Source organism: Salinisphaera sp. Q1T1-3, assembly GCF_003602005.1.
Lineage (GTDB): Bacteria > Pseudomonadota > Gammaproteobacteria > Nevskiales > Salinisphaeraceae > Salinisphaera.
In genome coordinates this window covers 1-23,523 of record NZ_QZWD01000003.1, presented here as the reverse complement: position 1 = coordinate 23,523, position 23,523 = coordinate 1, and the positions used below count along the sequence as shown (strand labels likewise).

Genomic DNA, 23,523 nt, shown 5'->3' with positions numbered 1-23,523 from the left:
AACGGCTGGTTCTCCAAGCCCCCGCCTCATGTCGCGCATCGATCGCTACGCTGTCATCGGTCATCCCGTCGAGCACAGCCGCTCGCCGGATATCCATGCCCTGTTTGCCGAGCAGACCAACCAGGCGCTGGTCTATGACCGACTGCCGGCCCCGCGTGACGGCTTCGTCGATGTCGCGCGTTCGTTCTTTGCCGAGGGCGGTCGCGGCTTGAACGTCACGCTGCCCTTCAAGGAGCAAGCCGCGGCGCTGGCCGATCGCCTGACCGCACGGGCCGAACGCGCAGGCGCCGTCAATACGCTGATGAGCACTCCGGACGGCCTGGTCGGCGACAATACCGACGGCGCCGGCCTGATCGCGGATCTGACCGGGCGCCTGGGCATCGATCCGGTCGGCCTGCATGTTCTCATCCTCGGCGCCGGCGGCGCCGTGCGCGGTGTCGTGCCGAGCCTGATCGCGGCCGGCGTGGCCCACGTCACGATCGCCAATCGCACGCGCGACAAGGCCGAAGCCATCGCCGCGGCCTGCGACGAAGCCGGCACGGTCGCCGCAACCACGCTGGCCGCGGCACCGCACGATGCCGATCTCGTCATCAACGCCATTTCCGCCGGCCTCGCGGGCGAGATGCCGGCCCTCGATACCGATGTTCTGGCCCGTGCCCGCGGCGTCTACGACATGATCTACAGCGACACGGAGACGCCGTTTCTGCACTGGGCCCGCTTACACGGGCGCCCCGGCGTGAACGGCGTGGACGGCTTTGGCATGCTGGTCGAACAGGCGGCGGAATCGTTTCAGCTCTGGCGCGGCATCCGGCCGGACACCGCCACAGTCATCGCGCGTCTACGACAGCCACAGGACACGCTATAATAACGCCATGACTGCGCACATCGCCCGCAAACTCGATCATGTCCTGTCTGGCGACCGTTCCGGCGAACTCCTCGACCCGGAAACGCACGCTCGACAGTACAGCACCGTGCGCAAGGCACACGAAACCGAGCTGATCGAGGACTACGTCGAACTCATCGGCGACCTCATCGATGCCAAGGGCGAAGCCCGCGCCGTCGAGATCGCACAACGCATGGGCGTGACCCAGGCCACGGTCGGCAAGATGATCCGACGCATGACCGAATCGGGTCTGGTCACCAGCCAGCCTTATCGCTCGATCTTCCTCACCGAGGCCGGTCGTGAAATGGCTCGCGTGTCACGCGAACGGCATATCGTGGTCCTGCGTTTTTTGAGCGCCCTGGGCGTCAGTGACGACACCGCCCGACAGGATGCCGAGGGCATGGAACACCATGTCAGCGACGAAACCATCGAGATCATGCGGCGTTTTGCCGAAGACCACGCGCAATAGTACGCCCGCACTCGAGACCGGTTACGGCCCGCACGGTCTGATCCGTGTCCGACACGACTGGCCGAGTCATGCCGCCGACGGCCGCGCGCTGCAGGAACGGCTGCGCGAGTACATCGACGCAGGACCACTGGCGCATCCGATTCGACGGGTCGCCGGCGTGGATATCGGTTTCGAAGACCGGGGGGCGACCACACGCGCGGCGATCGTGGTGCTCGATGCCGAAACCGGCGCCGAATACGAACGCGCCCTGGTGCGCGAACCGACGCGCATGCCCTATATCCCCGGGTTATTGTCCTTCCGGGAAGTCCCGGCCGCGTTGACGGCCTTGGCCCGCCTCGAGATGACGCCCGATCTACTGATGGTCGACGGGCACGGCATCGCGCATCCACGACGATTGGGCGTGGCCACGCACCTGGGCCTGGCCAGCGGCCTGCCGGCCATCGGCATCGCCAAGAAAAGACTCGTGGGCACGCACGATACGGTTCCCGATACCCGTTTCGCGCAGGTGGCGGTGACGCACGCGCACGAGACGATCGGTGTGGTGCTGCGCTCGCGGGTGCGGGTCAAGCCGATCTATGTCTCGCGCGGCCACGGCTGCACGCTGGATGAGGCTGTGATGTGGTGCAAACGCATGCTCAGCCGTTATCGGCTGCCCGAGACCACGCGCGCCGCCGATCGTCTCGCCTCCAATCGATAGCCACGAGCCGGGGGCGGTGATCGCGACCAAGACCTTTTCAAAATTTTCTGGCGTCGTCATGCAACTGTTAAGCTTGCCTGTGGTCTCATTCGTTTCGCACATATCTGCACGACAGGTTTTCTATGATTAAACGTCTTTCCACCATCGGCCTGCTGGCGGCTGCCGCCGTCTCGTTTTCCGGCATGGCCGTGGCGGCCGACAGTGGCCAGTCGGGTGCCTCCGGTCAGTCGCAGCAGCTGATGCAGGGCTATCGTCAGGACGCCCAACAGCTCAAGCAGATCCACGACCAGACAATCAAGAACAACCCGCAGCTCGCCAAGCAGCAGAAGCAGTTCGAGTCGCAGGTCAAGGCCGCTGTGAAGAAACAGGGCTATGACGTCGACGCGGGCGAAAAGCGCATGGAGAAATACGCCAAGCAGCTGCAGAACAAGGATCTGTCGGACGACAAGCGCAAGGCCGTGATGCAGAAGTTCCAGAACGAGCGTCAGCAGATGGTCAAGGCCCGTAACGCCGCCATGCAGCAGGACGACATCCAGCAGGCCGGCAAGCAGCTCCAGAACAGCACCCTGCAGGCCATGAACAAGCAGAACGGCAAGACGGACGATCTGATCTCGGACATGAAGTCCAAGCGTTCGCAGCTGCAGCAGTCCATGGGCAGCGCCCAGGGCGGCAACAGCGGCAACTGATCGAAGACGCCGACGACTTCGGTCTCGGATCGATCAAGCCCGGCCTCGGCCGGGCTTTTTCATGTCGGTCGTATAAGCACGCGGCCCGTATCGCACGATACAGGCCGCTCGCCTCACGCGACGACGACGGGCCTCGAGGCGTCATGTCTTACGCGTAAGCGTATTCCCCGCCGCGTTCGAGGGCCCGTCGATAGGCCGGCCGGGACTGGATGCGCCGCACGAATTCGGTCAGCCGCGGATAATCCGGATCAAGCATGCCACGCGTGGCCGCCGCCTCGATCGGGAAGCTGAGCATCACATCCGCCGCCGAGAACTCGTCGCCGACGAACCAGTCGGCATCGGCGAGCTGATTTTCCAGATAATCGAAATGCAGCCGCTGTTGCGGCCGGATGAACTGCTTCTTGACCTGACCGGAGATCGCCCGGGCCACCGGCCGAGCCAGACGCGGCGCGCGCTGCTCGACGCCGTCGAAGACGATCTGGAGCAGCATGGGCGGCATGAGCGAACCTTCCGCATAGTGTAGCCAGTAGGCATAGCGCAGATGCGCTTCGCTGTCCGGCGGCGGGGCGAGCTGGCCCTGGCCGTGTTCACGTACGAGATAGTCGACGATCAGACCGGTCTCGGCGACCGTGCGAGCATCGTCGGTGATCACCGGCGACTTGCCCAACGGGTGCACTTTCTTGAGTGCCTCGGGGGCGAGATAGGTCTTCGGATCGCGCTCGTAGCGCTTGACGCCGTAGGGCAGCGCCAGTTCCTCGAGAAGCCACAACACGCGCTGCGAGCGCGAATCGGCCAGATGGTGCACCGTGATCATGATCGACACCGTGATGGGAGACAGAACGCCAGTCTAGGGCCTGTTGCGGTTCGGTACACGCACCACGTTGGCAAGCGCTTACCGGCCCGGCCAAGGGCACGCATCCGGATTGCGAGGTGACACGACCAGGCACCGCTCAAGACACCTCGTTTTGCCGGCAAACAGGCCCGGCGCGGACGCATACCAATCCGCAACACGCCCCAGGGCATATCGCGGTCGCATGCGCGCCCGGTTCGGCCCGGGCAGCCATGGTGATGCGATACGACCCGCGCCGAACCGGCCTCGTCGTCAGCCGGCGGCCCGTCGTCCGCCCGACGGGCCGGGCCCGGACGGCGGTTGCCACACGTTGCGCACGGCCTGTCGTCCCGTCCGCGGGAAATCGTTCGAGAAACGCAGCCGCGTCCGGGCCCCGGCGCCCTTGCATTCGATGCTGCCGCGGTCGATGCCGTGCAATCGCGTGATATCCACGACATCGTGCAGGAAACGCGGTGGCGCGCGGCCGACATCAACGCGGACCTGTCCGACGTCGTCGATCACGAGGCGATAATTCAGGCGGAAACGATCGAACACAGCGTTTTTGGCGCAGTCGGAGGACGATATGTCAAAGTCTCGTCATGAACGACACATCACGCAACAACCCTGACGCCGAGAGCGTGCGTCTCGACAAATGGCTCTGGGCGGCCCGTTTCTTCAAGACCCGCAGCCTGGCGACTACCGCGATCAAGGGCGGCCACGTCGAGCTCGACGGGCATCGCGCCAAGGCCAGCGTCACGATCCGGCCCGGCCAGCGTCTGCGGATCGTCAAGGCCGAACAGGTCTTCGAAATCGATGTGATCGATACCGCGTCCAAACGCGGCCCGGCCAGTCAGGCCCAGGCGCTGTATGTCGAAACGCCGGACAGCGTCACCCGTCGCGAGCAGGCCGCGGCCGAACGCCGCGCCGCCAATCTGGCCATGCCGCGCCCCACGGCCCGTCCGGATCGCAAATCGCGACGCCGTCTGCGCCGCTTCAAGCAGGGCGACGACGCCGGCTGACGGCATACCGCGCCCCTCGGCTCAAGGTTTGCAGCTGGCCGGCAGATAGCGCGGGTCGATGCCGTCGGATTCCGTTGGGCGACACCGCCAGACCAGACTATCGCCATCGAAATCGGCCATCAGTGCCAGCTTCTTTCCATCGATGGCGTCGTTGCCCTGATAACGGATATAGATCGCTGGGGCATCCGCGTCGTTGTGCCAATAAATACGGGTGACATAGCGGCCAGAGGCTGCCCCCTCATTGCCATGTGGCATACCCAAGGCTTCAAGAACCTTGTACCAATTGGATTCCGTGGGTAAATCGCCGTGGATGGCGTAATACTCGCCGACGGCGCTTTTGAGCGGGCCCACCAGCGCGAGTCCCTCGCTGATCTCGGCGCGCGTTGTGTAATCGCGATACAGCGGGATGGCCACTGCCGCCAGAATGCCGATGATCGCCACCGCGATCATCAATTCCATGAGTGTGTAACCGCGTTCGCCCGCGGCATCTCGCGCGTTCGCTGCCAAGCCGATTCCCCCTACCCGACCGATGCCGCTGTTTTGCCCGAAGCCGTCCCGCGCTGTCAAAACCCGGTCACGGCAGTCCGCGTGCCGAGACTGTCCGGTCGGCAACGCGGCAGGTTAGGATGATTCGCAGGCGGCCGACGCCGCAATCTATTGGCAACAGGAGGACTGATGTCCGAACACATCGAATTCAAGCGACCGGACGGCGCGATGGCGCCCGGCTTCTACGCCGAGCCCGCCGACAACCCCCAGGCGCCCGGCATCGTCGTGATTCAGGAATGGTGGGGGTTGAACGAGCAGATCAAGCGGGTCGGCAAACAATGGACCGACGCCGGCTATCGCGTCCTGATCCCGGACCTGTATCGCGGCGAGAAGGCCCTGGATACGGCCGAGGCCGAGCACAAGATGGACGAACTGGATTTCGGCGATGCCGCCACCCAGGATGTACGCGGCGCCGTGCAGTATCTCAAGGCCCGGACCGACCAGGTCGGCGTGATCGGATTCTGCATGGGCGGCGTGCTGGCCGTGCTGGCGGCGATGCACGCCCCGGAGACCGATGTGGCGGTTTCCTGGTACGGCGTTCCGCCGAATGAGGCGGGTGATCCGGCCGGCATCGATATTCCCGTCCAGCTGCATTTCGCCCGGCACGACAGCTTCTTTCCGATCGATACCGCCGATGCGTTCGAGGGCAAGCTCAAGGCTGCCGGCGTCGATTACGAAGCGTATCGTTACGATGCTCAGCATGCCTTTGGCAACGAGGACTGGGACAACTACGATCAGGCCGCGTCCCAACAGGCCTGGCAGCGCAGCATGGCGTTCTTCGCGCGTCACCTCAAAGGCTGATCCGGCGATCGCTGTTCATCCCGATCCGTGCCGCGGCCCGGCCTCGTCGGACCGTGGTATCGCCGGCCATTCCACGACTGTGAACCGGCACAACAAATCACGTCGGCGAACAGCCGGATCAACCGCCGCACCGGGCGGAGCGCCCTGCCCGGCGCCCCTGCGCCCGGGACACGGCGACGGAGATACATCCGACCTGTGGGCACCGCCACCCGCCAGCTGTGGCGTCGGTCCTTTCCGGTTCGGCCTCGAATCGGCCGACGCCGGCGCTGACCCACGTCGGGCACAGGGGCCGGCATGATACTGCCGACAGACCTGTCGCTGGGCACAAACCTGGCCCTGTTCGCGCTCATCGCGCTCGTGATCGCGGTCGTTGGCACGCGCCTGACCGCCATCGCCGACGATCTGGCTGATCGCACCGGCCTCGGCGAGGCCGTGATCGGCGCCGTGCTCTTGGGCGCGGCGACTTCGCTGCCCGGTATCGTCGTGTCCGTGACAGCGGGGTGGCACGGCGAAGCCGGCCTGGCCATGAGCAACGCGCTCGGCGGTATCGGCGTACAGACGTTGTTCCTGGCGGTCGCCGATACGGTCTATCGCCGGGCCAATCTCGAACATGCTGCAGCGTCCACGGCCAATCTGGCCCAGAGTGCACTGCTGATCTGCCTGCTCGCGGTGCTGCTGGTGGCGCCGCATTCCCCGGACTGGACGCTTTTCGGCATCCACCCGGCGACAATCATTCTGTTCGGCGGCTATATCTTCGGGCTGCGCGTGGTCAACGACGCCGAACGCATGCGCATGTGGACGCCGCGCCATACCGACGAAACCCGGGCCGATGAGCCCGATGCCGAGGCCAGTCAGCGCCCGCTCGGCACGCTCTGGGCCCGTTTCGTGCTTTATGCCGGTCTGCTCGGCGTCAGCGGTTTCACGCTAACTAACGTGGCAACGCGACTGGGCACGCAGACCGGGCTCGGCGAGACGGCCGTCGGTATCGTGCTGACATCCGTGGTCACCTCCCTGCCCGAGCTGGTCACGTCCATCGCGGCCGTGCGCCGCGGCGCGCTGCAGCTGGCGGTCGGCGGCATCATCGGCGGCAACGCCTTCGATTGTCTGTTCGCTGGCGCGGCCGACGTCAGCTACCGCCCGGGCTCCATCTATCACGCGGTCGGTAGCGACACGCTGCTCTGGGTTGCCCTGTCGGTATTGATGACCGGGGTGCTGCTGCTCGGACTCATCCGGCGTGAAAAATCGGGCGTCGGCAACATCGGTTTCGAGAGCGCGGCCATCGCCGCACTCTATGCACTCGGCGTGACCCTGTCGCTTTGGCATGTCTGACCGATACACCCCGGCGACGGCCCGCCCGCGCCTTCACTCCAGCGTCGACGGGGAGCCGTCGAAAACGGGCAGGTGGCCGAGGGCGATTACATCCGCCCAATCGGCGCGATCGCCTTCGGTGAAGATGGCGGCCTCGGCGGCGGTGATCGCCCCGGCCCGATCCACCAGATTGCGCATCGCCTTGAGCGTCGAACCGGAACTGATCACATCGTCGACGAGGACGATGCGACTGCCCTCGATCAGACGTCGATCCTTTTCATCGAGATACAGGGTCTGTTCCTCGCCGGTCGTGATCGAGCGCGTCGTCGCCGACAGGGCATCGCCCATATAAGGCTTGAATGACTTTCGCAGCACTACATAGGGCCGGGCCGTGGCCACCGACAGCGCATGCACCAGCGGAATCGACTTGGCCTCGGCGGTGACGAGCACGCTGTAGTCCAGCACACCGAGGCGGCTCGCCAATGCCGAAGCCGCAGCCTGTACCAGGGCCGTATCGCCAAGGATGTTGACGACGGCGATGCGGACACCACCGTCGACTTCGAACAGCGGCAGTTCGCGCTTGAGACCGGCGATATCGACGACGTGTGTCTGGCGGGTCGGTTGCATTGAAAAAGATCGGTACCGGAGAAATCGAGCCGCTATTGTGCATCAGCCGGCTGCCGCCGACAGCCATGATCCGATCCCGCGCTGGCTGTACGCGAATGCCGTCGTTTTCGCAGAATACTCCCCTGCCCGACGGCATCAGTGACATACCGCGCCACGCGAGATGCACCGACAGACACGCGTCGGTCGCGTCCCGTTAAGCGCCGCGCTACATTGGGCACCGAGATTTCTCGACGTTCCATGCCATGCAGACTCGTGCCGCCGTACTCCGAACCATGGACTGCGATCGTCCCTACGACCGCTCAAATCCGTTGTCGATCGAGACGCTCGAACTCGGGGCACCGCAGCGCGGCGAAGTGCTGGTCCGTGTCCGTGCCGCCGGCCTGTGTCATTCGGATCTGTCCAGCATCGACGGCAACCGCGCGCGGCCGACGCCGATGGTGCTCGGGCACGAGGCCGCCGGTGAAATCGTCGCAGTCGGCGAAGGTGTGCATGATTTCTCGGTTGGCGACCACGTCGTCTGCTCGTTCGTGCCGAGCTGTGGCCACTGTCGTTACTGTGCCGACGGACGGGCCGCACTCTGCACGCCCGGGGCCGAGGCCAACAACGCTGGCACGATGCTCTCCGGCGGCTTTCGTCTACGCGATGGGAACGAGACGATTCATCATCATCTCGGTGTTTCCGGATTCGCCGAGCATGCCGTGATCGCCACGGAATCGCTGGTCCGGATCGATCCCGCGCTGCCTTGGGACATCGCGGCGGTGTTCGGCTGTGCCGTACTGACCGGCGTAGGCGCCGTGCTCAAGACGGCCGATCTGCGGCTCGGCCAGACCGTGCTGGTGGTGGGCCTCGGCGGCGTCGGGCTGTCAGCCGTGCTCGGCGCGATTGCCGGCGGTGCGGCCCAGGTCATCGCTGCGGACATCGATGACGCCAAGCTCGCCGTCGCCCGCGATCTCGGCGCCACGGCCACCGTCAACACCCGCCACGACGATGCGCTCGAAACCATCCGTGCGCTGACCGACGGCGGCGTCGACGTGGCCGCGGAATTCGCCGGTGTCGGCGCCGCGCTCGAATTCGCATTCGAGGCCACCGGCAAGGGCGGCAAGACTGTCACCGCCGGCCTCCAGCATGCCGATGCCCGCATGGCCCTGCCCGCGCTCAAGCTCGTGGCCCAGGAACGCGCCCTGCTCGGCTCGTATCTGGGCGGCCATGTGCCGAAGCTCGATATTCCGGAATACATCGCGCTCTATCAGGCCGGGCGTTTGCCGGTCGACCGCCTGCTGACCCATCGACTGAAACTCGAAGAGATCAACACCGGCTTCGAGCGGCTGGCGGCGGGTGAGGCGATCCGGCAGGTCATTCTGTTCTGATCGATCGGAACGCACGGCGGCGTGACCGGTCCAACGCACCAATGTATGTACATCACACACGGATCATTCGATGCAATTTCGTCTGCGCCATTGTCTCGCCCTGACCACACTGGCCCTGGTGGCCGCCACAGCCCACGCCGAACAGCAGATCACACTCGTCGGCCAGAACGATCTCCGCTATTCCAAGTCGCAGCTGACCGCCGCACCGGGCGAACGCATCCGCATCAAGCTGATCAACAAGTCGCATCTGCCGGCCTCGGCGATGTCTCACAACTGGGTACTGCTCAAGCACGGCACCGATGCCGATGCCTTTGACCACGCCGCGCAGTCGGCTTCGGGCAACGGGTATTTCCCCAAGTCCCGGGCCGACCAGGCGATCGCCCATACCGATATGGTCGCCGGTGGCAAGCAGGACACGGTGACGTTCACGGCACCGAAAAAGCCCGGCGACTATGAATACATCTGCACGTTTCCGGGCCATTTCCGGGCCGGCATGAAGGGCACGCTGCACGTCCGCGCGAATCCGTGATCGCCCGGACTTGAGGCCGGCATCGAACGCGCCGACATTCAGGACAACACTCAGCAACGATCGACTTCATGAGCTACGACCGACTGCTTTCTCCAATCAAGTTCGGTGCCGTCGAACTGCCCAACCGGGTGGTCATGGCACCATTGACGCGCGCCCGCTGTCCGGACCAGATCCCCGGTGCGATGCAACAGACCTATTACGCCCAGCGCGCCGATGCCGGTCTGATCATCAGCGAAGCCACCAATATCTCCGAGTCGGCGCGGGGCTATGTCTACACGCCGGGTATCTTCACCGATGCCCAGGAGGCCGGCTGGAAACAGGTCGTGGACGCGGTACACGCCGCCGATGGCCGGATCTGCCTGCAGCTCTGGCACGTTGGCCGTATCGGCCACGAAATGGTGCATCCGGACGGCCGCAAGCCCGTGGCCCCATCCGCGCTCAAGGCCGAAGGCGCCCAGTCCTACGTCGAATTCGAGGACGGCAGCTCCGGTCTGCACGATACCGCCACACCGCGCGCCCTCGAGACGAAAGAGATTCCGGACGTCGTCGAGGAATACCGTCAGGCCGCCGTGCGCGCCAAGCGTGCCGGATTCGATCTGGTGGAAGTACACGCAGCCAACGCCTATCTGCTCCAGCAATTCATGGCCACCGGCTCGAACCAGCGAACCGACGCCTACGGCGGGTCGCTGGCGAACCGGGCGCGACTGCCACTGGAGGTCGTCGATGCCGTGATCGACGTGATGGGGGCCGATCGCGTCGGCATTCGCCTGTCGCCCTTCATCGAGATCTTCGGTCTCAGCGACGATGAGCCCAAGGCCATGGCGTTTCATATGGCCGAGGAACTCAACGCCCGCGGGCTGGCCTATCTGCACATCAACGAACCGGACTGGGCCGGCGACGACATTCAGCTGACCGATGACTTCCGACAGGCGATGCGCGATCGGTTTGCCGACGGCGCGCTCATCTTCTGCGGCCATTACACGGCCGAGCGCACGGAAAACCTCATCGCCGACGGGCTGGGCGACGGTGCGGCCTTCGGACGGCCCTATATCGCCAACCCGGATCTGGTCGAGCGCTTCCGGCGTAATGCCACGCTCAACGAACCGGATCCGTCGACCTTCTACGGCGGTGACGAGCACGGCTACACCGACTACCCGAGGCTCGACGACGCGTAACACGTGCCATCGGCACAGGCCTTGCGCCGCCACGGCGCCGTTGGCGGCGCGACTTGGACAACGCGGCCAGGGCCTGTCCACGCGATCCGCGTGAGTCGTGCCGGCGGCTCGTCGTGCCAGACAAGGCGCCGGGAACGCGCTGTCGCCATGCGACACAAGCGAGCGGTAACGCCGGATCGCGGGAAAGTAGCCCGGCCCTTCGAGTTGCGCTCAAAATGGCGCCCTGCGGCGTTGCGCAGCTTGGCCTTGGCATGACCACGGCAGGCGCTACGCGCCTCGCCGGATCGCGATTGCGGGTAACAACATGACCCGCGCGGATATCGTCAATAGCTCGTAGGGCGTGTTGAGGTTTCGTGCGAGTCCGCGCCAAGCGCGCCCTGAAATTGAAGATGGGCGGCAAGACGAGGCGCCGCACGCGCCGCGCAGTCCTCCTGCGCCGGCGTGCCAAGGCCTGTTGCGGTTTTATCCGGGCCGCCGGCGATCGGAATCGCGGCCGATCCACGCCTCGGGCCTCACTCAGGTGGCCGATTCCCGACGTCGACGGGCAGCGATTCCCCAGAACACGACGAACGCGACAAAGACCGCCAGACCCAGCCCGGCGCTCGGCAGGTTATCGATCACGGTTGCCACGGGCGACGACGCCGCGACATGATCGGCCACGAAACCGGTCCATTCGATCGCTGCCACGATGGCCGCCACCGCGATCGAAAGCCCTGTGATCGCCAGGTTGAACCCGAGACGTCGTCGATCTGCCCCGCCCCAGCGATAGGCGCGCTGCATGACCAGGCCGTTGAGGGAGTCGAGCGTCGTCATGCCGGCCGCGAACAACAACGGCAGCGCCATCACCACCCACGGCGACCAGCCGGCATGCTGGGCCGCCCCGGCCGACAGCCCCAGCAGGGCGACCTCGGTGGCGGTGTCGAATCCGAGACCGAAGACGAAACCAAGCGGATACATCTTCCAGCCGGTATCGATCCAGCCGGTACCGCGCGCAACAAGCCGGCCGAACGGGCCGTGCGAGGACAGCGGCGGTGTCTCCGCATCCGGCCGACGACCGGAGAATCGTTGCCAGATGCGCCACAGCAATCGTGTGTTGAGTGCGGCCATGATGCTCAGAAACGTTGCCGAGACGACCGTCCCGATCACGCCACCGAGTGCGGCCAGGCCGTCGAGACGGCCGGCCAGCGCGCCGGCCGAGGCCACCACGACGGCACAGAGGACGAACACCACGGTCGAGTGGCCGAGCGAGAATGCAAAACCGACGAAACTGGCCGATCGACCCTCACCCGTGAGTTTGCGCGTGACGTTGTCGATGGCGGCGATGTGGTCGATGTCGAATGCGTGTCGCATCCCGAGCAGATAGGCCAACCCGCCCAGGCCCAACAGCAGCGTGCCCTGGGCCATGCCGATCGCCAGCAGACACAACCCCAGTACATGAAGCCCGGCCACAGCGGCAATCAGCCGCCGCGGCGGGCGCGGCGTCATGCGTCGATCCTGTCTCATGACAGGCTCCGGCGGTCGCCGACGACTCGCATTCGGCCGGCCCGTCATTCGGCCCCCAGGGGTTCGGTGGCCCGACAGAGCGAGCAGACCACGCCGCCGCGTGTTGCGGAATACAGCACATCCGGGCGTTCGAATTCCGCCTCGCAGCTCTTGCATGCATAGACCACCGACGAGGGCGTGCCGTCCGGCGTGAACCGGGGCGCATCAATGCCGTCGTCGGTTTTTGCCAGATAGTAGCGCCCGCCCGTGACGGCCGCGAGTATCGGCGGCAACACGAGACCGACGACAACGGCCACGAGCGGCGAATACGAGGACAGGAACGAACCCAGAGCCCCGAAGTAGGCCGCGATCGCCAGGCCGGCGGCCGCGACGAAGGCGATGGTGCCGACCGGGTTGATCGGATAGAGCATCCCGCGACGGAATTCCGGCAACTTCGGTGACAGGCCGAGCAGATATTTGTTGACCACGATATCGGTGGCGACCACCACGACCCAGGCAATCGCACAGTTCGAGTAGAAGCCCAGAATGTTGTTGAGCACGGCGAACATGTCGGATTCCATCAACGCCAGCGCGATCGCCAGATTGACCACCACGAACACGATGCGCCCGGGATAATGGCGGGTAATGCGCGTGAATGCGTTGGTCCAGGCCAGCGAGCCCGAATAGGCGTTGGTGACGTTGATCTTGATCTGGCTGATCACCACCAGGATCACCGACAGCGCCAGTGCCGCCCAGACCGGCAGCATCTCGGAGAAGATCGCCATGAACTGGCGGACCGGCTCAGTGGCGGCCGAATCGGCGATCTTGGACAACAGATAGAACGCCAGCAGTGCGCCGATCATCTGCTTGATCGCGCCCAGAATCACCCAGCCGGGGCCGGCCGCGAGCACCGCGGCCCACCAGCGGCCACGGTTCTCGGCGGTCTTGGCCGGCATGAAGCGCAGATAGTCGATCTGTTCACCGATCTGGCCCATGAGCGCCAGACACACGCCGGCGCCGAGCATGACGGCTGCGAAACTCACACCACCGTAGTCGCCCGTTCCCGTATAGGCCAGCCAGTTCCCCACGACGTCGGGCTGTTCGGTCACCAGATAGAGTACCGGGGCGGCCATGAGCACGAGCCACAGCGGCGTCGTCCAGAGCTGCAGCTTCGATAGTGCCTTCATGCCGTAGATGACCAGCGGCAGGACGATCAGCGTTGAGGCGAGATAACCCAGCCAGAGTGGAATCCCGAGGCCGAGCAGCAGCCCCTGGGCCATGATCGAGCCTTCGAGCGCAAAGAAGATGAAGGTGAACGAGGCGAAGATGATGGCCGTGAGGATCGAACCGTAGTAACCGAAGCCGGCACCGCGCGTGATCAGGTCCAGATCGATGTTGTAACGCGCCGCGTAATAGGCCACCGGCAGCCCGGTGATGAAGATCACCGCGGCTGCGAACAGGATGGCGAAGATGGCGTTGAGTGTGCCGTAGCTGATCGCGATGCTCGCCCCGATCGAGAAATCGGCCAGATAGGCGATCCCGCCGAGCGCCGTGATCGCCACCGTGCCGGTGCCCCAGCGACGGAACGAATGCGGCGCGTAGCGCAGCGTGTAGTCCTCGAGCGTCTCGTTGGCTGCACTCTGGCCTGTCTCGTGCTCGATTGAGTCGCTGATCCGATCCGGTGTCGTGGCCACGTCGCTGTCCTGAGTCAAATGACGATGACAGCGCGTTGCAATCGATGTGCCAGCCCGACCACAGGCGATACCGGCGCATGCACAGCATCGGTGCGGCACCATCCGATACCGCGCTATGCCCTACTTTGGAGCAAACGCCCTGTTTTAGGGCTTATTAACACTTCGCGCGTGCGCCGCGTTGGAAACTGCCAATCGTGTCCGGCAAGGCGCGAGTCGCCGATCGTGGCGTGCCACGATCCAGACTGGCAACACCGCAAAGCGCGATTTGCGGCCCAACCCTTCGGGACAAGTGCCCCGAAATCAAAACACGACGGCAATACAGCGTTCCAGCACCCTGGCGCAGAACGACTGCGCGGCGCCTGCTACGCCTCGTCTTGCCGCAAAACAGCGCTTGGCGCGGATTCGAACCAAACCTCAACACGCCCTAGATCAGCCCAGCAGGCCTTCGCGCACCACGAAATCCGCGATTTCGGTCACACCATCGCCGCCGCGCAGATTGGTGAACAGCGTCGGGCGCGTGCCGCGCATCCTGCGGGCGTCGCGATCCATCACATCGAGCGATGCGCCGACCATGGGCGCCAGATCAATCTTGTTGATGACCAAGAGATCCGAGCGGGTGATACCCGGCCCGCCCTTGCGCGGGATCTTGTCGCCGGCCGAGACGTCGATGACGTACAACGTCAGATCGGAAAGCTCCGGCGAGAACGTGGCGGCCAGGTTATCCCCGCCACTCTCGATGAAGATCACATCCAGATCGTCGAATTCCGCGGTCAGTTGATCCACGGCGGCCAGATTCACCGAGGCATCCTCGCGGATGGCGGTGTGCGGGCAGCCACCGGTCTCCACGCCACGAATCCGTGTCTCCGGCAGCGCACCGCTGCGGATGAGGAAATCGGCATCTTCACGCGTATAGATGTCGTTGGTCACTACCGCGATGGAATAACGCTCGCGCATATGCTTGCACAGGGCATCGGTCAGAGCCGTCTTGCCCGAGCCCACGGGGCCGCCAATACCCACGCGCAGTGGGGTCTTGTCCTTGCTCATGTCATTGCTCCTCGATGAATCGTGACTGCCCCGCGGCGATGGCATCTGGCCGTGCTAGGGCCTGTTGATGTTTGGTTCGAGCGCCTTTTCGTCGAGAGGCCGCAGCGTGTCCGGCAAGGCGCGAGGTGCCGATCGTGGCGTGCCACGATCAAGGCTGGCAACGCCGCCGGGCAGGATTTGTGGCCCAACCCAAAGGGACAAGCGCTCCAAAATCAAAAACACGACGGCAATCCAGCGTTCTAGAAAGCTGGCGCAGAATGACACGCTATGCGTGCTACGGCTCGTCTTGCCGCCCATCGTCAATTTCAGGGCGCACTTGGCGCGGACTCGCACGACACATCAACAAGCTCTAGGACCGATACAGCCGTGAATACAGAATCTCGTGGTCACAGCAGGCCATGGTCACACCGGGCAACGAACCACCCAGCGCATCATCCGTCAGTTCGGCCGCCCGGGCAGCCCCGGCCGGCACATCGCCGGCCAGTTCGAACAACAGACGCTGACCGGCAGTCTGGCCCAGCGGAATCAGCTTGACCGCCGCCAGAACCTGATTCTCCAGCCAGGCCCAGGCCATGGCTTCAACGGCCGGGGCGGCCGGCACGTTCCAGCGCACTGCCGCCAGCATCCAGAGCGCAGGGAAACTGACGTCGGCGGCATGCCCGCCGCCAAGCCGCCACGGTGCGGCCTCGGGCAGCGACATGCCGTCCAGCAGACTGGCCAGCGCATGGCCGAGATGGCGCTCCTGAGCCCGTCGCTCGGCGGTTTCGCGACTGGCCAGGACGAAGCGACTCCAGCGGCAGACGCCGTCCAGATCATGGGATTGCCATTTCTCGTGCAAACGCAGCGCGACCGCCAGATCGAGCGGCACGACACAGTGTTCGAAGGCAGCCGAGAGCCAGTCGGACAACGTTTCGGCATCGGTGACCGTGGATGTGGCCACCGCCGCTTCCAGCCCTTCGCTGTAGGCAAAGGCACCGACCGGTAGCGACGGACTGGCCAGCTGCAGCAGCCGCTGCAACCCGCGATCCATCATCAGCCGTGCGCCGCCCGGCGTACCGGCAGGTCGTCCGTCGAAGCCGCGTCGGCCGCATGATCGGCGACATCGGCCGTCCCGTCGGCATGGCCGCGAGACGACGTGCCGTGCTCGTGGCCGTGCTCGTGGCCGTGGCCGTGGCCGTGGCCGTGGCCGTCATAGGCTCCCGGCTCTGGATGAAAGGCACAACAACACTGTTTCGGCACCACACCGAGACCGGCGACCATCGCATCGAGCACGTGATCGTGGCGATAGGCCACGGCCTCGCAGGTGACCTGCAGCGGCACGTGTCGATTGCCGAGGTGATAGCAGATGCGATTCAGCAGCAGGCGATCGTGGCAATGCACGTAGGACAGCGCTTCGGGCGCAGCGACCACGCGAACGAAGAACGTGCCCTCGGCATCGCGCAACACGTCGCCGTCGGCCAGTATCGTCCCGCGTGCCAGCATGACGCCGGCATCGCTGCCATCGTCGAGCTGCACGCGCTGTCGCGACTTCTGACGGGCGTCAAAATCGAGTGTCAGCGTGGTATCGACGCCATCGATTTGCATGGCAGAAATTTTGTCTTCGAGTCTGATCATGAGCTCGTTATCTTGTACATTCCGCCGCTGCGCATCGCCGGGCCAGCGTCGTCCGTTGCACCGGGGCGCGTCGCACGTCGCGCACCGGATCACGGGCTAGAAGAGACTGTAGCGCTGTGCGAGCGGCAATTCCGCAGCGGGCTCACAGGTTAACAGTTCCCCGTCAGCACGCACCTCGTAGGTTTGCGGATCGACTTCCAGATGCGGGCAATAGGCATTGTTCTTCATGTCTGCCTTGGAAAGCGAGCGCGTGCCACCAACGGCAACCAGCGGCTTGGCCAGGCCCAGGCGGGCGGCAAGCCCCGCATCGACCGCGGCCTGGGAGGTGAACGTCAGCGACGTTTCGGCCACGGCACCGCCGTAAGCACCGAACATCGGCCGGAAATGCACCGGCTGCGGCGTCGGGATAGAGGCGTTGGGGTCGCCCATCGGGGCCATCGCGATCGCCCCGCCCTTGATTACCAGGGCTGGCTTCGCGCCGAAGAAGGCCGGCTTCCACAACACGAGATCGGCGAGCTTGCCGACCTCGACCGAGCCCACATCGTGGGCAATGCCATGCGTGATCGCCGGGTTGATCGTGTATTTGGCGATGTAACGCTTGATCCGCGTATTGTCGGCATTGTCGTCATCGCCGGGTAGCGGACCGCGCTGAACACGCATCTTGTGCGCGGTCTGCCAGGTGCGCGTGATGACTTCGCCGACGCGTCCCATGGCCTGGGAATCCGATGCGATCATCGAAAAGGCTCCCAAGTCGTGCAGGATATCCTCGGCGGCGATCGTTTCACGCCGGATACGCGAATCGGCGAAGGCCACATCCTCGGCGATCGCCGGCGAGAGGTGGTGACAGACCATGAGCATGTCGAGATGCTCGTCGATCGTGTTGACCGTGTACGGCCGCGTCGGGTTCGTTGAAGACGGCAGCACGTTGGGCTTGCCCGCGGCCACGATGATGTCCGGGGCATGGCCGCCGCCGGCGCCTTCGGTGTGATAGGTATGGATCACCCGATCCTTGAAGGCCGCGAAGGTGTCTTCGACAAAGCCGGATTCGTTGAGCGTATCGGTATGAATCGCCACCTGGACATCGGTGGCATCGGCCACACGAAGACAGTTGTCGATGGCCGCCGGCGTCGTGCCCCAGTCCTCGTGCAGCTTCAGCCCGGCCGCCCCGGCCGCGATCTGCTCGTGCAGCGCCTCGGGCCGGCTGGCGTTGCCCTTGCCGAGAAACGCCAGATTCATCGGAAAGGCATCCGCGGCCTGAAGCATGCGGTGCATGTGCCAGGGGCCGGGCGTGGCCGTGGTTGCCTTCGTCCCGGTGGCCGGCCCGGTGCCGCCGCCGATCATGGTCGTGATACCCGAGGCCAGCGCTTCCTCGATCTGCTGTGGACAGACGAAATGAATATGCGAATCGATGCCGCCGGCCGTCAGGATCTGGCCTTCGCCGGCGATGATCTCGGTGCCCGGGCCGATGACGATATCCACGCCGTCCATGATGTCCGGGTTACCGGCCTTGCCGATACCGCTGATGCGCCCGCCCGAAATGGCGACGTCAGCCTTGACGATCCCCCACCAGTCCACAATCACCGCATTGGTGATGACGGTGTCCGCGGCCGTGTCATTGGTGGCCTGGCTCTGGCCCATGCCATCCCGCACGACCTTGCCGCCGCCGAACTTGACCTCGTCGCCGTAGTGGCCGGTATCACGCTCGATCTCGATGGTCAGAGCGGTATCGCCCAGTCTCAGACGATCCCCGGCCGCCGGACCGAACATCTCGGCATAGGCTCTGCGATCCATTTCGGTCATGCCGAGGCCTCGTCGAGCGAGCCCATGACCTCGCCGTGAAAACCGTAGACGGCACGCGCGCCGACATAGGGCACCAGTGTGACGCGACGCGTATCGCCCGGCTCGAAGCGTACGGCCGTGCCCGCCGGCACATCCAGCCGATAGCCCCGTGCGGCCGGTCGATCGAAGACGAGCGCAGGGTTGGTTTCGGCGAAATGATAATGCGAGCCGACCTGGATCGGTCGATCGCCGGTGTTGGCGACATCGATCTCGCGCCGCTCGCGGCCGGCGTTGATGGCGATCTCGCCTTCGGCAGGCAACAGTTCTCCGGGAATCATGAACACCTCAGACGATCGGGTCGTGAACGGTGACGAGCTTGGTGCCGTCGACGAACGTGGCCTCGACCTGCACTTCCGTGAGCATTTCCGGCACGCCGTCCATCACATCATCGCGCGCGAGCAGCGTGCGCCCGTAGTCCATCAGATCGGCCACACTGCGCCCCTCGCGCGCGCCCTCCATCAGGGCCGCGGCGATATAGGCCATGGATTCCGGATAGTTGAGCTTCAGCCCGCGTTCACGTCGCCGCTCGGCCAACAGACCGGCGGAGAAAATCAGCAGTTTGTCTTTTTCTCGTGGATTGAGATCCATGACGCTCCATCGATGACATCGGCAGCGAAAGCCGGATGGTCGACATTATGTCGACCAGATACGCGGCGCAACGACCGGCTTTCCCGCCACGCGCGGCCGCAGCACCGCCCAGACGGCCGACAACGCCTCGCGCACCGCGGTCGGGGCCGCGCCCAGGGCACGCACCAGCAGCAGGCCGTCGACACGGGTGATGCCGATACGCACATCGACCACCGCAGCAGCGGCCTCGCGAACGGCCGTGCTGTCTTTCTCGTCGAACCCTTCAGGGCGATAAGCAACGAGCGTGCCCATCACGCGGGCACCATCGAGACCCCAGACCGCATCCTGCAGATCGGACTTGGCCAGACCGGGCACGTGGGTGCGCTCGTCCAGCACCGGCTGCGCATCGATGCTTACACGTAGCCGCGTGTCGAGCGCCCCGTGGGTCAGACGCTCGCCGATGGCCGGACGTCCGAAGGTCACGATGTCCCAGGCGATGGCCCGCGCCCGGCTGTCCAGTTGCAGCGACAGCGTGTTCCGAACCCGGGCACCGTCGAACAGGATCGCCTCGAGCGGCAGCCATTCGAGCATCGCATCGGCACCGACCACGAGCCACACGGTCTGCGTGGTATCGGTGGCCGGCATGCGATAGAAACGGCTGGCCGAGGGCGTGGTGATCAACGCCTGTGCCGCAGCCGCTACATGTGCCTCGATTTCGATGCGATCGCCCTGCACCATGCCGCCCGGCGGGTGTAGCAGCATCAGGTGCGGTGTACCGTCGGCCTCCGGATACAGGGCGCGCTGGACATAGAGCGGCCCGTCGTGCCGACGTCGTACCAGCACCGATCGCGGGCCGCGTCGGGCAAAGGCCAGAGCCAGACGCGCCAGCCAGTGCGGCACGGGCCGGTCGTCGTCGGTTCGAGATTCGCCGGAAATGATCGCGCGCCTGGCAGGGGTTCAGCCGGCGGTTTTACACAAAATCAGCCCGGACGACCAGACGTCGGCCACACGATTGCGCGGCACGGAGGCGAAAAAAGACCCTGTCGTCATCGACGACAGAGCCCGGTGACCGTCGGTTCGTGGCAACGCGCGCCACGAGTCAGCCACAGCGATCAGTTATCGAGATCGTCGCTCATGTCGTTCGCATCGACATCGCTGTTGTTATCCATGGTCGCCGCATCGTCCCTCGTGGAAGATTCGGCGCGCGTGCTCGAACTGTTGTTCATCTGCATGCGGTTTTCCATGTCGGACACCCCACTCTGGGCATTGTCCGAAGCGCCCTGGACGCCGGCGGCTGCATCGTTGGCATCGGACTGCATGCGCTGGCCGGCAGCCTGGGCGTCGTTCTGCGCACCGGACATGGCATTGTCGGTCTGGTCACGCAGCTGCTGGCTGCTGCGTGCGGCGGCACCGGCGGCGTTATCCACGCCCTGACGCGCCTCCTGCATGCCATTGCTGACCGCGCCCTTCGTGCCATCCTTCATGACCGTGTAGGACTCGCCACCGGAGACTGCCGGCCCCGCCGTGCCACCGGTCGCTGCCTGCATGCCGGCCTCGAACTGATCGAGGGTGATGCCATTGGCAGCCGCCTCGCCTTTCTTCTTGGTTTCCGGGTCGGTCGCGATCGACGCGCCGTTATTCATGGAATCGTACAGCTTGGCCACGGCCGGGTCGGCCTTTGCCTCGCTCGCGCTGAGCACGCCATCGCCGTTGGCATCGAGCTGATGGAACTTGGCAGCCATGGCGCTCTGGCCCGCGCTGGCATTATCGCTCGACGCCTGGGCGGTCATGCCGGCTTCCGTGGACTCGTTGGTCGTCGTCCCGGCAGCAAAGGCCGAACTGGTGGCCATGGCCAGACCCAAAACAATCGCGGTTTGCTTGAACATCGTGATGTCCTTTGTTTTGTATAACATCTCGACGCTACGCCGGAGCCATGAATTCGGCCTGAATTATGACAACGCCGCCATCCGTGCGGCGTGTCTGATCAAGCGTCGCCTTCGCTTTCTTCCGATGGCCGGCGGCCGTTGGGTGCGAACAGGCGCGCCGTGATGATGCCAAGTTCGTAGAGCAGATAGACCGGCACGGCGAGCAGTGTCTGCGATATCACATCGGGCGGCGTCAGCAGCATGCCCACGGCAAAGGCCGCCACCATGACATAGGCCCGATAGCTGCCCAGCTTCTGCGGCGTGCTGAAACCCGCCCAGACGATGAGGAAGATCGCAACCGGCATCTCGAAGGCCATGCCGAAGGCCATGAACATCTTGAGCACGAAATCGAGATAGCTCGAGATATCCGTCATCACGGACACGCCCGTCGGCGCGACCGATATGAAGAACCCGAAGACGATCGGGAAGATGACGAAATAGGCGAACGCCATGCCGAGATAGAACAACAGCGTCGAGGAGACCAGCAACGGCGTGACCAATCGTCGCTCGTTGAGATACAGACCGGGCGCGATGAACATCCAGACCTGGTAGAGCGTCCACGGCAGCGATATGGCGAACGCCACCATGATGGACAGCTTCATCGGCACCAGGAACGGCGCAGTCACGCCGGTGGCGATCAGGCTGTTGGTGCCCGGCATGTGCACCAGCAATGGCCCGGACAGGAACGTGAACAGGGGCCGCGAGAAATAGAAACACGGCACGAACACGAGCCCGATGCCGATCACGATGCGTATGACCCGCGTGCGCAGCTCCAACAGATGCGCCATCAACGGCTGTTCGTCGTGGTCCGGTTCGGTTTCGCTCACGCGTCGCCACTTTGCTTGTGATTGTCGACATCGCCGCCGTGGCCCGGATCGGCCGGCCGCTCGGCCTCGGTATCGGTGGTTTTCGCGGACGACTCCTCTGGCGCCGCTGCGGCATCACGCGACAGATCCTCGGCCAGCGGCCGCATGGCCGAGTCGACGGCCGCCTGCGATTCATCCCGGCTGGCGCGCGTCTCGGCCTCGATCTGCTCGCGCGCATTACGCACTTCGCGTCGAATATCGTCGGCGGCGACTTCTTTCTCGAGTTCGCTGGTCAACGCGCTCATGTAATGACGGGCCTGGCCCATCCATCGCCCAAGCGTACGGGCAACGACCGGCAGACGCTCCGGGCCGAGCACGATCAGCCCGATGACGGCCAGTACGGCCAGCTCCCAGAAGCCGATATCGAACATGATGCGATCCGAAGGCGTCTAGTCGCGCGGCGTGCTCGAGCGGTTCCGGTCTTCACCGGCCCCGTGGGCATCGCGACGGTTCGACTCGTCCCGATCGACCTGCTCGACGACCGAGGATTCCTGGGTCTGTTCGTCTTCCTTCTTTTCGTCGTCGTCCTTCATGGCGCTACGAAAGCCCTTGAGGGCCGAGCCGAGATCGGGCCCGAGGTTGCGAAGACGCTTCGAGCCGAAGACGAGCAGGACGATGGCAAGCAGAATGAGCAGCTGCCAGATACTGATACCACTGAGCATGTTTTCCTCCGGGCTAGTCGGATGACGCGCTGTTCGCCTCGGTGCGGGACGCCTTCTCGGCGTGGCCCGACACACCGAAACGGCGCGCAAGTTCGGTCTGTACAGCCTGCGCGTCGAGCCCACGCGACTGTAACAGCACCATACAGTGAAACCACAGGTCGGCGACCTCGTGGACCAGGTGCGCCGTATCCGCATCGTCGGCCGCTTCGACCACCTCGGCGGCCTCCTCGGTGATCTTGTCGGTGATCACCGGCGTGCCGCCGGCATAGAGCGCGGCGGTATAGCTCTTGTCGGGGTCGGCGGTGCGACGCTTGGCCAGGGCGGCATCCAGCGTGGCCAGGACGTCGATTCGTGAAGTATCGGTCATTCGTGCAAGCCGTACATCTGGCGCGGATCCTTGAGTATCGGATCAGCGGTGGCCCAGTGGCCATCGGTCAGTACCTGGAAGAAACAGGACTCCCGGCCGGTGTGGCATGCCGCCCCGCCAATCTGTTCGACACGCAGCAGAACCGCGTCGTTGTCGCAGTCCAGCGCGATCTGGACGATGCGTTGTAGATTGCCCGAGGTTTCGCCCTTGCGCCACAGCTGGGCGCGCGAACGCGACCAGTAGGTCGCATAGCCCGACGTCACCGTGGCGGCCAGCGATTCCCGGTTCATCCAGGCCAGCGTGAGCACGCGATCGGTCTCCGCGCTCTGCGTGATTGCGGGAACAAGCCCCTGATCGTCCCAAGCGATGCGATCGAGCCAGTCCGGGTTGTCTACGTCGGCCATGAAACAGTCTGGGTTGGCAGTTGCCCTCATCGTACGCCGGAATGGCCCCGCCGCGCAGTCACTCGCCCTCGATCGATGCCCCACGGTGCGCCCCCTGTCCCTTATACACATCTCCGACCCCAC

The 23,523-nt window shown here is 64.8% G+C and carries 30 protein-coding genes; 10 read left to right on the top strand and 20 right to left on the bottom strand.

The genetic code is table 11. The annotated features are described in order from the left end of the window. Positions 1–28: 28 nt before the first annotated feature. The 4 genes from aroE (at position 29) to D3260_RS03930 (ending at position 2,735) form a co-directional block, all read left to right on the top strand. The gene (gene aroE / locus D3260_RS03945) at positions 29–865 is read left to right on the top strand and encodes a shikimate dehydrogenase (protein ID WP_199671351.1); all 837 of its coding nucleotides are present in this window, start codon (positions 29–31) and stop codon (positions 863–865) included. Between the two features lie 7 nt (positions 866–872). Then, positions 873–1,352, top strand: coding sequence for a manganese-binding transcriptional regulator MntR (gene mntR / locus D3260_RS03940; RefSeq protein WP_120097279.1), 480 nt, complete (start codon positions 873–875; stop codon positions 1,350–1,352). Then, positions 1,330–2,049, top strand: a complete 720-nt coding sequence (nfi, locus tag D3260_RS03935) for a deoxyribonuclease V (RefSeq protein WP_233543948.1) — start codon at positions 1,330–1,332, stop codon at positions 2,047–2,049. The genes mntR and nfi overlap by 23 nt, the downstream gene beginning before the upstream one ends. A gap of 122 nt (positions 2,050–2,171) precedes the next feature. Further along, positions 2,172–2,735, top strand: coding sequence for a hypothetical protein (locus D3260_RS03930; protein WP_120097277.1), 564 nt, complete (start codon positions 2,172–2,174; stop codon positions 2,733–2,735). 148 nt (positions 2,736–2,883) lie between these two features. On the opposite strand, the gene D3260_RS03925 is transcribed toward D3260_RS03930, so the two are convergent. Both D3260_RS03925 and D3260_RS03920 read right to left on the bottom strand, forming a co-directional pair. After that, positions 2,884–3,549: a glutathione S-transferase gene (locus D3260_RS03925; RefSeq protein ID WP_120097276.1), complete on the bottom strand. Its 666-nt coding sequence runs from the start codon at positions 3,547–3,549 to the stop codon at positions 2,884–2,886. A 288-nt stretch (positions 3,550–3,837) separates the two neighbouring features. Further along, entirely contained in the window at positions 3,838–4,119 is a 282-nt protein-coding gene (locus D3260_RS03920) for a DUF3634 family protein (RefSeq protein ID WP_158583385.1), read from the bottom strand. A 44-nt stretch (positions 4,120–4,163) separates the two neighbouring features. On the opposite strand from D3260_RS03920, the gene D3260_RS03915 reads away from it, so the two are divergent. Continuing rightward, positions 4,164–4,583, top strand: coding sequence for an RNA-binding S4 domain-containing protein (locus D3260_RS03915; protein ID WP_120097274.1), 420 nt, complete (start codon positions 4,164–4,166; stop codon positions 4,581–4,583). Between the two features lie 21 nt (positions 4,584–4,604). Here the strand turns inward: D3260_RS03915 and D3260_RS03910 are convergent, their stop codons facing one another. Next, a complete protein-coding gene (locus tag D3260_RS03910) occupies positions 4,605–5,090 on the bottom strand; it encodes a pilin (protein ID WP_305000219.1) in 486 nt (161 codons plus the stop codon). Positions 5,091–5,258: 168 nt separating this feature from the next. On the opposite strand from D3260_RS03910, the gene D3260_RS03905 reads away from it, so the two are divergent. Both D3260_RS03905 and D3260_RS03900 read left to right on the top strand, forming a co-directional pair. After that, entirely contained in the window at positions 5,259–5,930 is a 672-nt protein-coding gene (locus tag D3260_RS03905) for a dienelactone hydrolase family protein (RefSeq protein WP_120097273.1), read from the top strand. A gap of 294 nt (positions 5,931–6,224) precedes the next feature. Then, complete coding sequence (locus D3260_RS03900) at positions 6,225–7,259, top strand: sodium:calcium antiporter (RefSeq protein ID WP_120097272.1); 1,035 nt, start codon at positions 6,225–6,227, stop codon at positions 7,257–7,259. Positions 7,260–7,292: 33 nt separating this feature from the next. On the opposite strand, the gene D3260_RS03895 is transcribed toward D3260_RS03900, so the two are convergent. Beyond that, positions 7,293–7,865: a phosphoribosyltransferase family protein gene (locus D3260_RS03895; RefSeq protein WP_120097271.1), complete on the bottom strand. Its 573-nt coding sequence runs from the start codon at positions 7,863–7,865 to the stop codon at positions 7,293–7,295. Positions 7,866–8,107: 242 nt separating this feature from the next. Here D3260_RS03895 and D3260_RS03890 point away from each other — a divergent pair, with 242 nt between their 5' ends. The 3 genes from D3260_RS03890 (at position 8,108) to D3260_RS03880 (ending at position 10,936) form a co-directional block, all read left to right on the top strand. After that, on the top strand, positions 8,108–9,232 hold the full coding sequence (locus tag D3260_RS03890) for a zinc-dependent alcohol dehydrogenase family protein (protein ID WP_120097270.1): 1,125 nt from the start codon (positions 8,108–8,110) through the stop codon (positions 9,230–9,232). Between the two features lie 70 nt (positions 9,233–9,302). Then, on the top strand, positions 9,303–9,761 hold the full coding sequence (locus tag D3260_RS03885) for a plastocyanin/azurin family copper-binding protein (RefSeq protein ID WP_120097269.1): 459 nt from the start codon (positions 9,303–9,305) through the stop codon (positions 9,759–9,761). Positions 9,762–9,829: 68 nt separating this feature from the next. Beyond that, complete coding sequence (locus tag D3260_RS03880; RefSeq protein ID WP_120097268.1) at positions 9,830–10,936, top strand: alkene reductase; 1,107 nt, start codon at positions 9,830–9,832, stop codon at positions 10,934–10,936. A 516-nt stretch (positions 10,937–11,452) separates the two neighbouring features. Here D3260_RS03880 and D3260_RS03875 read toward each other — a convergent pair. The 16 genes from D3260_RS03875 to hisI form a co-directional block, all read right to left on the bottom strand. Continuing rightward, positions 11,453–12,439 carry a HoxN/HupN/NixA family nickel/cobalt transporter gene (locus D3260_RS03875; protein ID WP_158583384.1) on the bottom strand — a complete coding sequence of 329 codons (987 nt, stop codon included), beginning with the start codon at positions 12,437–12,439 and terminating at the stop codon, positions 11,453–11,455. A 44-nt stretch (positions 12,440–12,483) separates the two neighbouring features. Then, a complete protein-coding gene (locus D3260_RS03870; protein ID WP_199671350.1) occupies positions 12,484–14,112 on the bottom strand; it encodes a cytosine permease in 1,629 nt (542 codons plus the stop codon). A gap of 429 nt (positions 14,113–14,541) precedes the next feature. Further along, complete coding sequence (gene ureG, locus D3260_RS03865; protein ID WP_120097266.1) at positions 14,542–15,156, bottom strand: urease accessory protein UreG; 615 nt, start codon at positions 15,154–15,156, stop codon at positions 14,542–14,544. Between the two features lie 54 nt (positions 15,157–15,210). Continuing rightward, positions 15,211–15,453: a hypothetical protein gene (locus D3260_RS17770; RefSeq protein ID WP_233543947.1), complete on the bottom strand. Its 243-nt coding sequence runs from the start codon at positions 15,451–15,453 to the stop codon at positions 15,211–15,213. Between the two features lie 52 nt (positions 15,454–15,505). Next, the gene (locus D3260_RS03860) at positions 15,506–16,189 is read right to left on the bottom strand and encodes an urease accessory protein UreF (RefSeq protein ID WP_120097265.1); all 684 of its coding nucleotides are present in this window, start codon (positions 16,187–16,189) and stop codon (positions 15,506–15,508) included. Next, on the bottom strand, positions 16,189–16,770 hold the full coding sequence (gene ureE, locus D3260_RS03855; protein WP_120097264.1) for an urease accessory protein UreE: 582 nt from the start codon (positions 16,768–16,770) through the stop codon (positions 16,189–16,191). The genes D3260_RS03860 and ureE overlap by 1 nt, the downstream gene beginning before the upstream one ends. 96 nt (positions 16,771–16,866) lie before the next feature. Next, complete coding sequence (ureC, locus tag D3260_RS03850) at positions 16,867–18,570, bottom strand: urease subunit alpha (protein ID WP_120097263.1); 1,704 nt, start codon at positions 18,568–18,570, stop codon at positions 16,867–16,869. Next, complete coding sequence (locus D3260_RS03845; RefSeq protein ID WP_120097474.1) at positions 18,567–18,887, bottom strand: urease subunit beta; 321 nt, start codon at positions 18,885–18,887, stop codon at positions 18,567–18,569. Before D3260_RS03845 ends, ureC begins: the two co-directional genes overlap by 4 nt. Before the next feature lie 7 nt (positions 18,888–18,894). Then, positions 18,895–19,197 carry an urease subunit gamma gene (ureA, locus tag D3260_RS03840; RefSeq protein ID WP_120097262.1) on the bottom strand — a complete coding sequence of 101 codons (303 nt, stop codon included), beginning with the start codon at positions 19,195–19,197 and terminating at the stop codon, positions 18,895–18,897. 45 nt (positions 19,198–19,242) lie between these two features. Further along, entirely contained in the window at positions 19,243–20,076 is an 834-nt protein-coding gene (locus tag D3260_RS03835) for an urease accessory protein UreD (protein ID WP_120097261.1), read from the bottom strand. 212 nt (positions 20,077–20,288) lie between these two features. Next, entirely contained in the window at positions 20,289–21,062 is a 774-nt protein-coding gene (locus D3260_RS03830; protein WP_147418100.1) for a hypothetical protein, read from the bottom strand. Between the two features lie 98 nt (positions 21,063–21,160). Next, a complete protein-coding gene (tatC, locus tag D3260_RS03825) occupies positions 21,161–21,928 on the bottom strand; it encodes a twin-arginine translocase subunit TatC (protein WP_120097259.1) in 768 nt (255 codons plus the stop codon). Then, entirely contained in the window at positions 21,925–22,338 is a 414-nt protein-coding gene (gene tatB / locus D3260_RS03820) for a Sec-independent protein translocase protein TatB (protein ID WP_120097258.1), read from the bottom strand. Before tatB ends, tatC begins: the two co-directional genes overlap by 4 nt. 18 nt (positions 22,339–22,356) lie before the next feature. Beyond that, positions 22,357–22,629 (bottom strand): twin-arginine translocase TatA/TatE family subunit, encoded by a 273-nt coding sequence (gene tatA / locus D3260_RS03815; protein WP_120097257.1) that lies wholly within the window; start codon positions 22,627–22,629, stop codon positions 22,357–22,359. Between the two features lie 13 nt (positions 22,630–22,642). Further along, on the bottom strand, positions 22,643–22,996 hold the full coding sequence (locus D3260_RS03810; protein ID WP_120097256.1) for a phosphoribosyl-ATP diphosphatase: 354 nt from the start codon (positions 22,994–22,996) through the stop codon (positions 22,643–22,645). Next, positions 22,993–23,400, bottom strand: coding sequence for a phosphoribosyl-AMP cyclohydrolase (gene hisI, locus D3260_RS03805; protein WP_233543946.1), 408 nt, complete (start codon positions 23,398–23,400; stop codon positions 22,993–22,995). The genes D3260_RS03810 and hisI overlap by 4 nt, the downstream gene beginning before the upstream one ends. Positions 23,401–23,523: the final 123 nt, after the last annotated feature.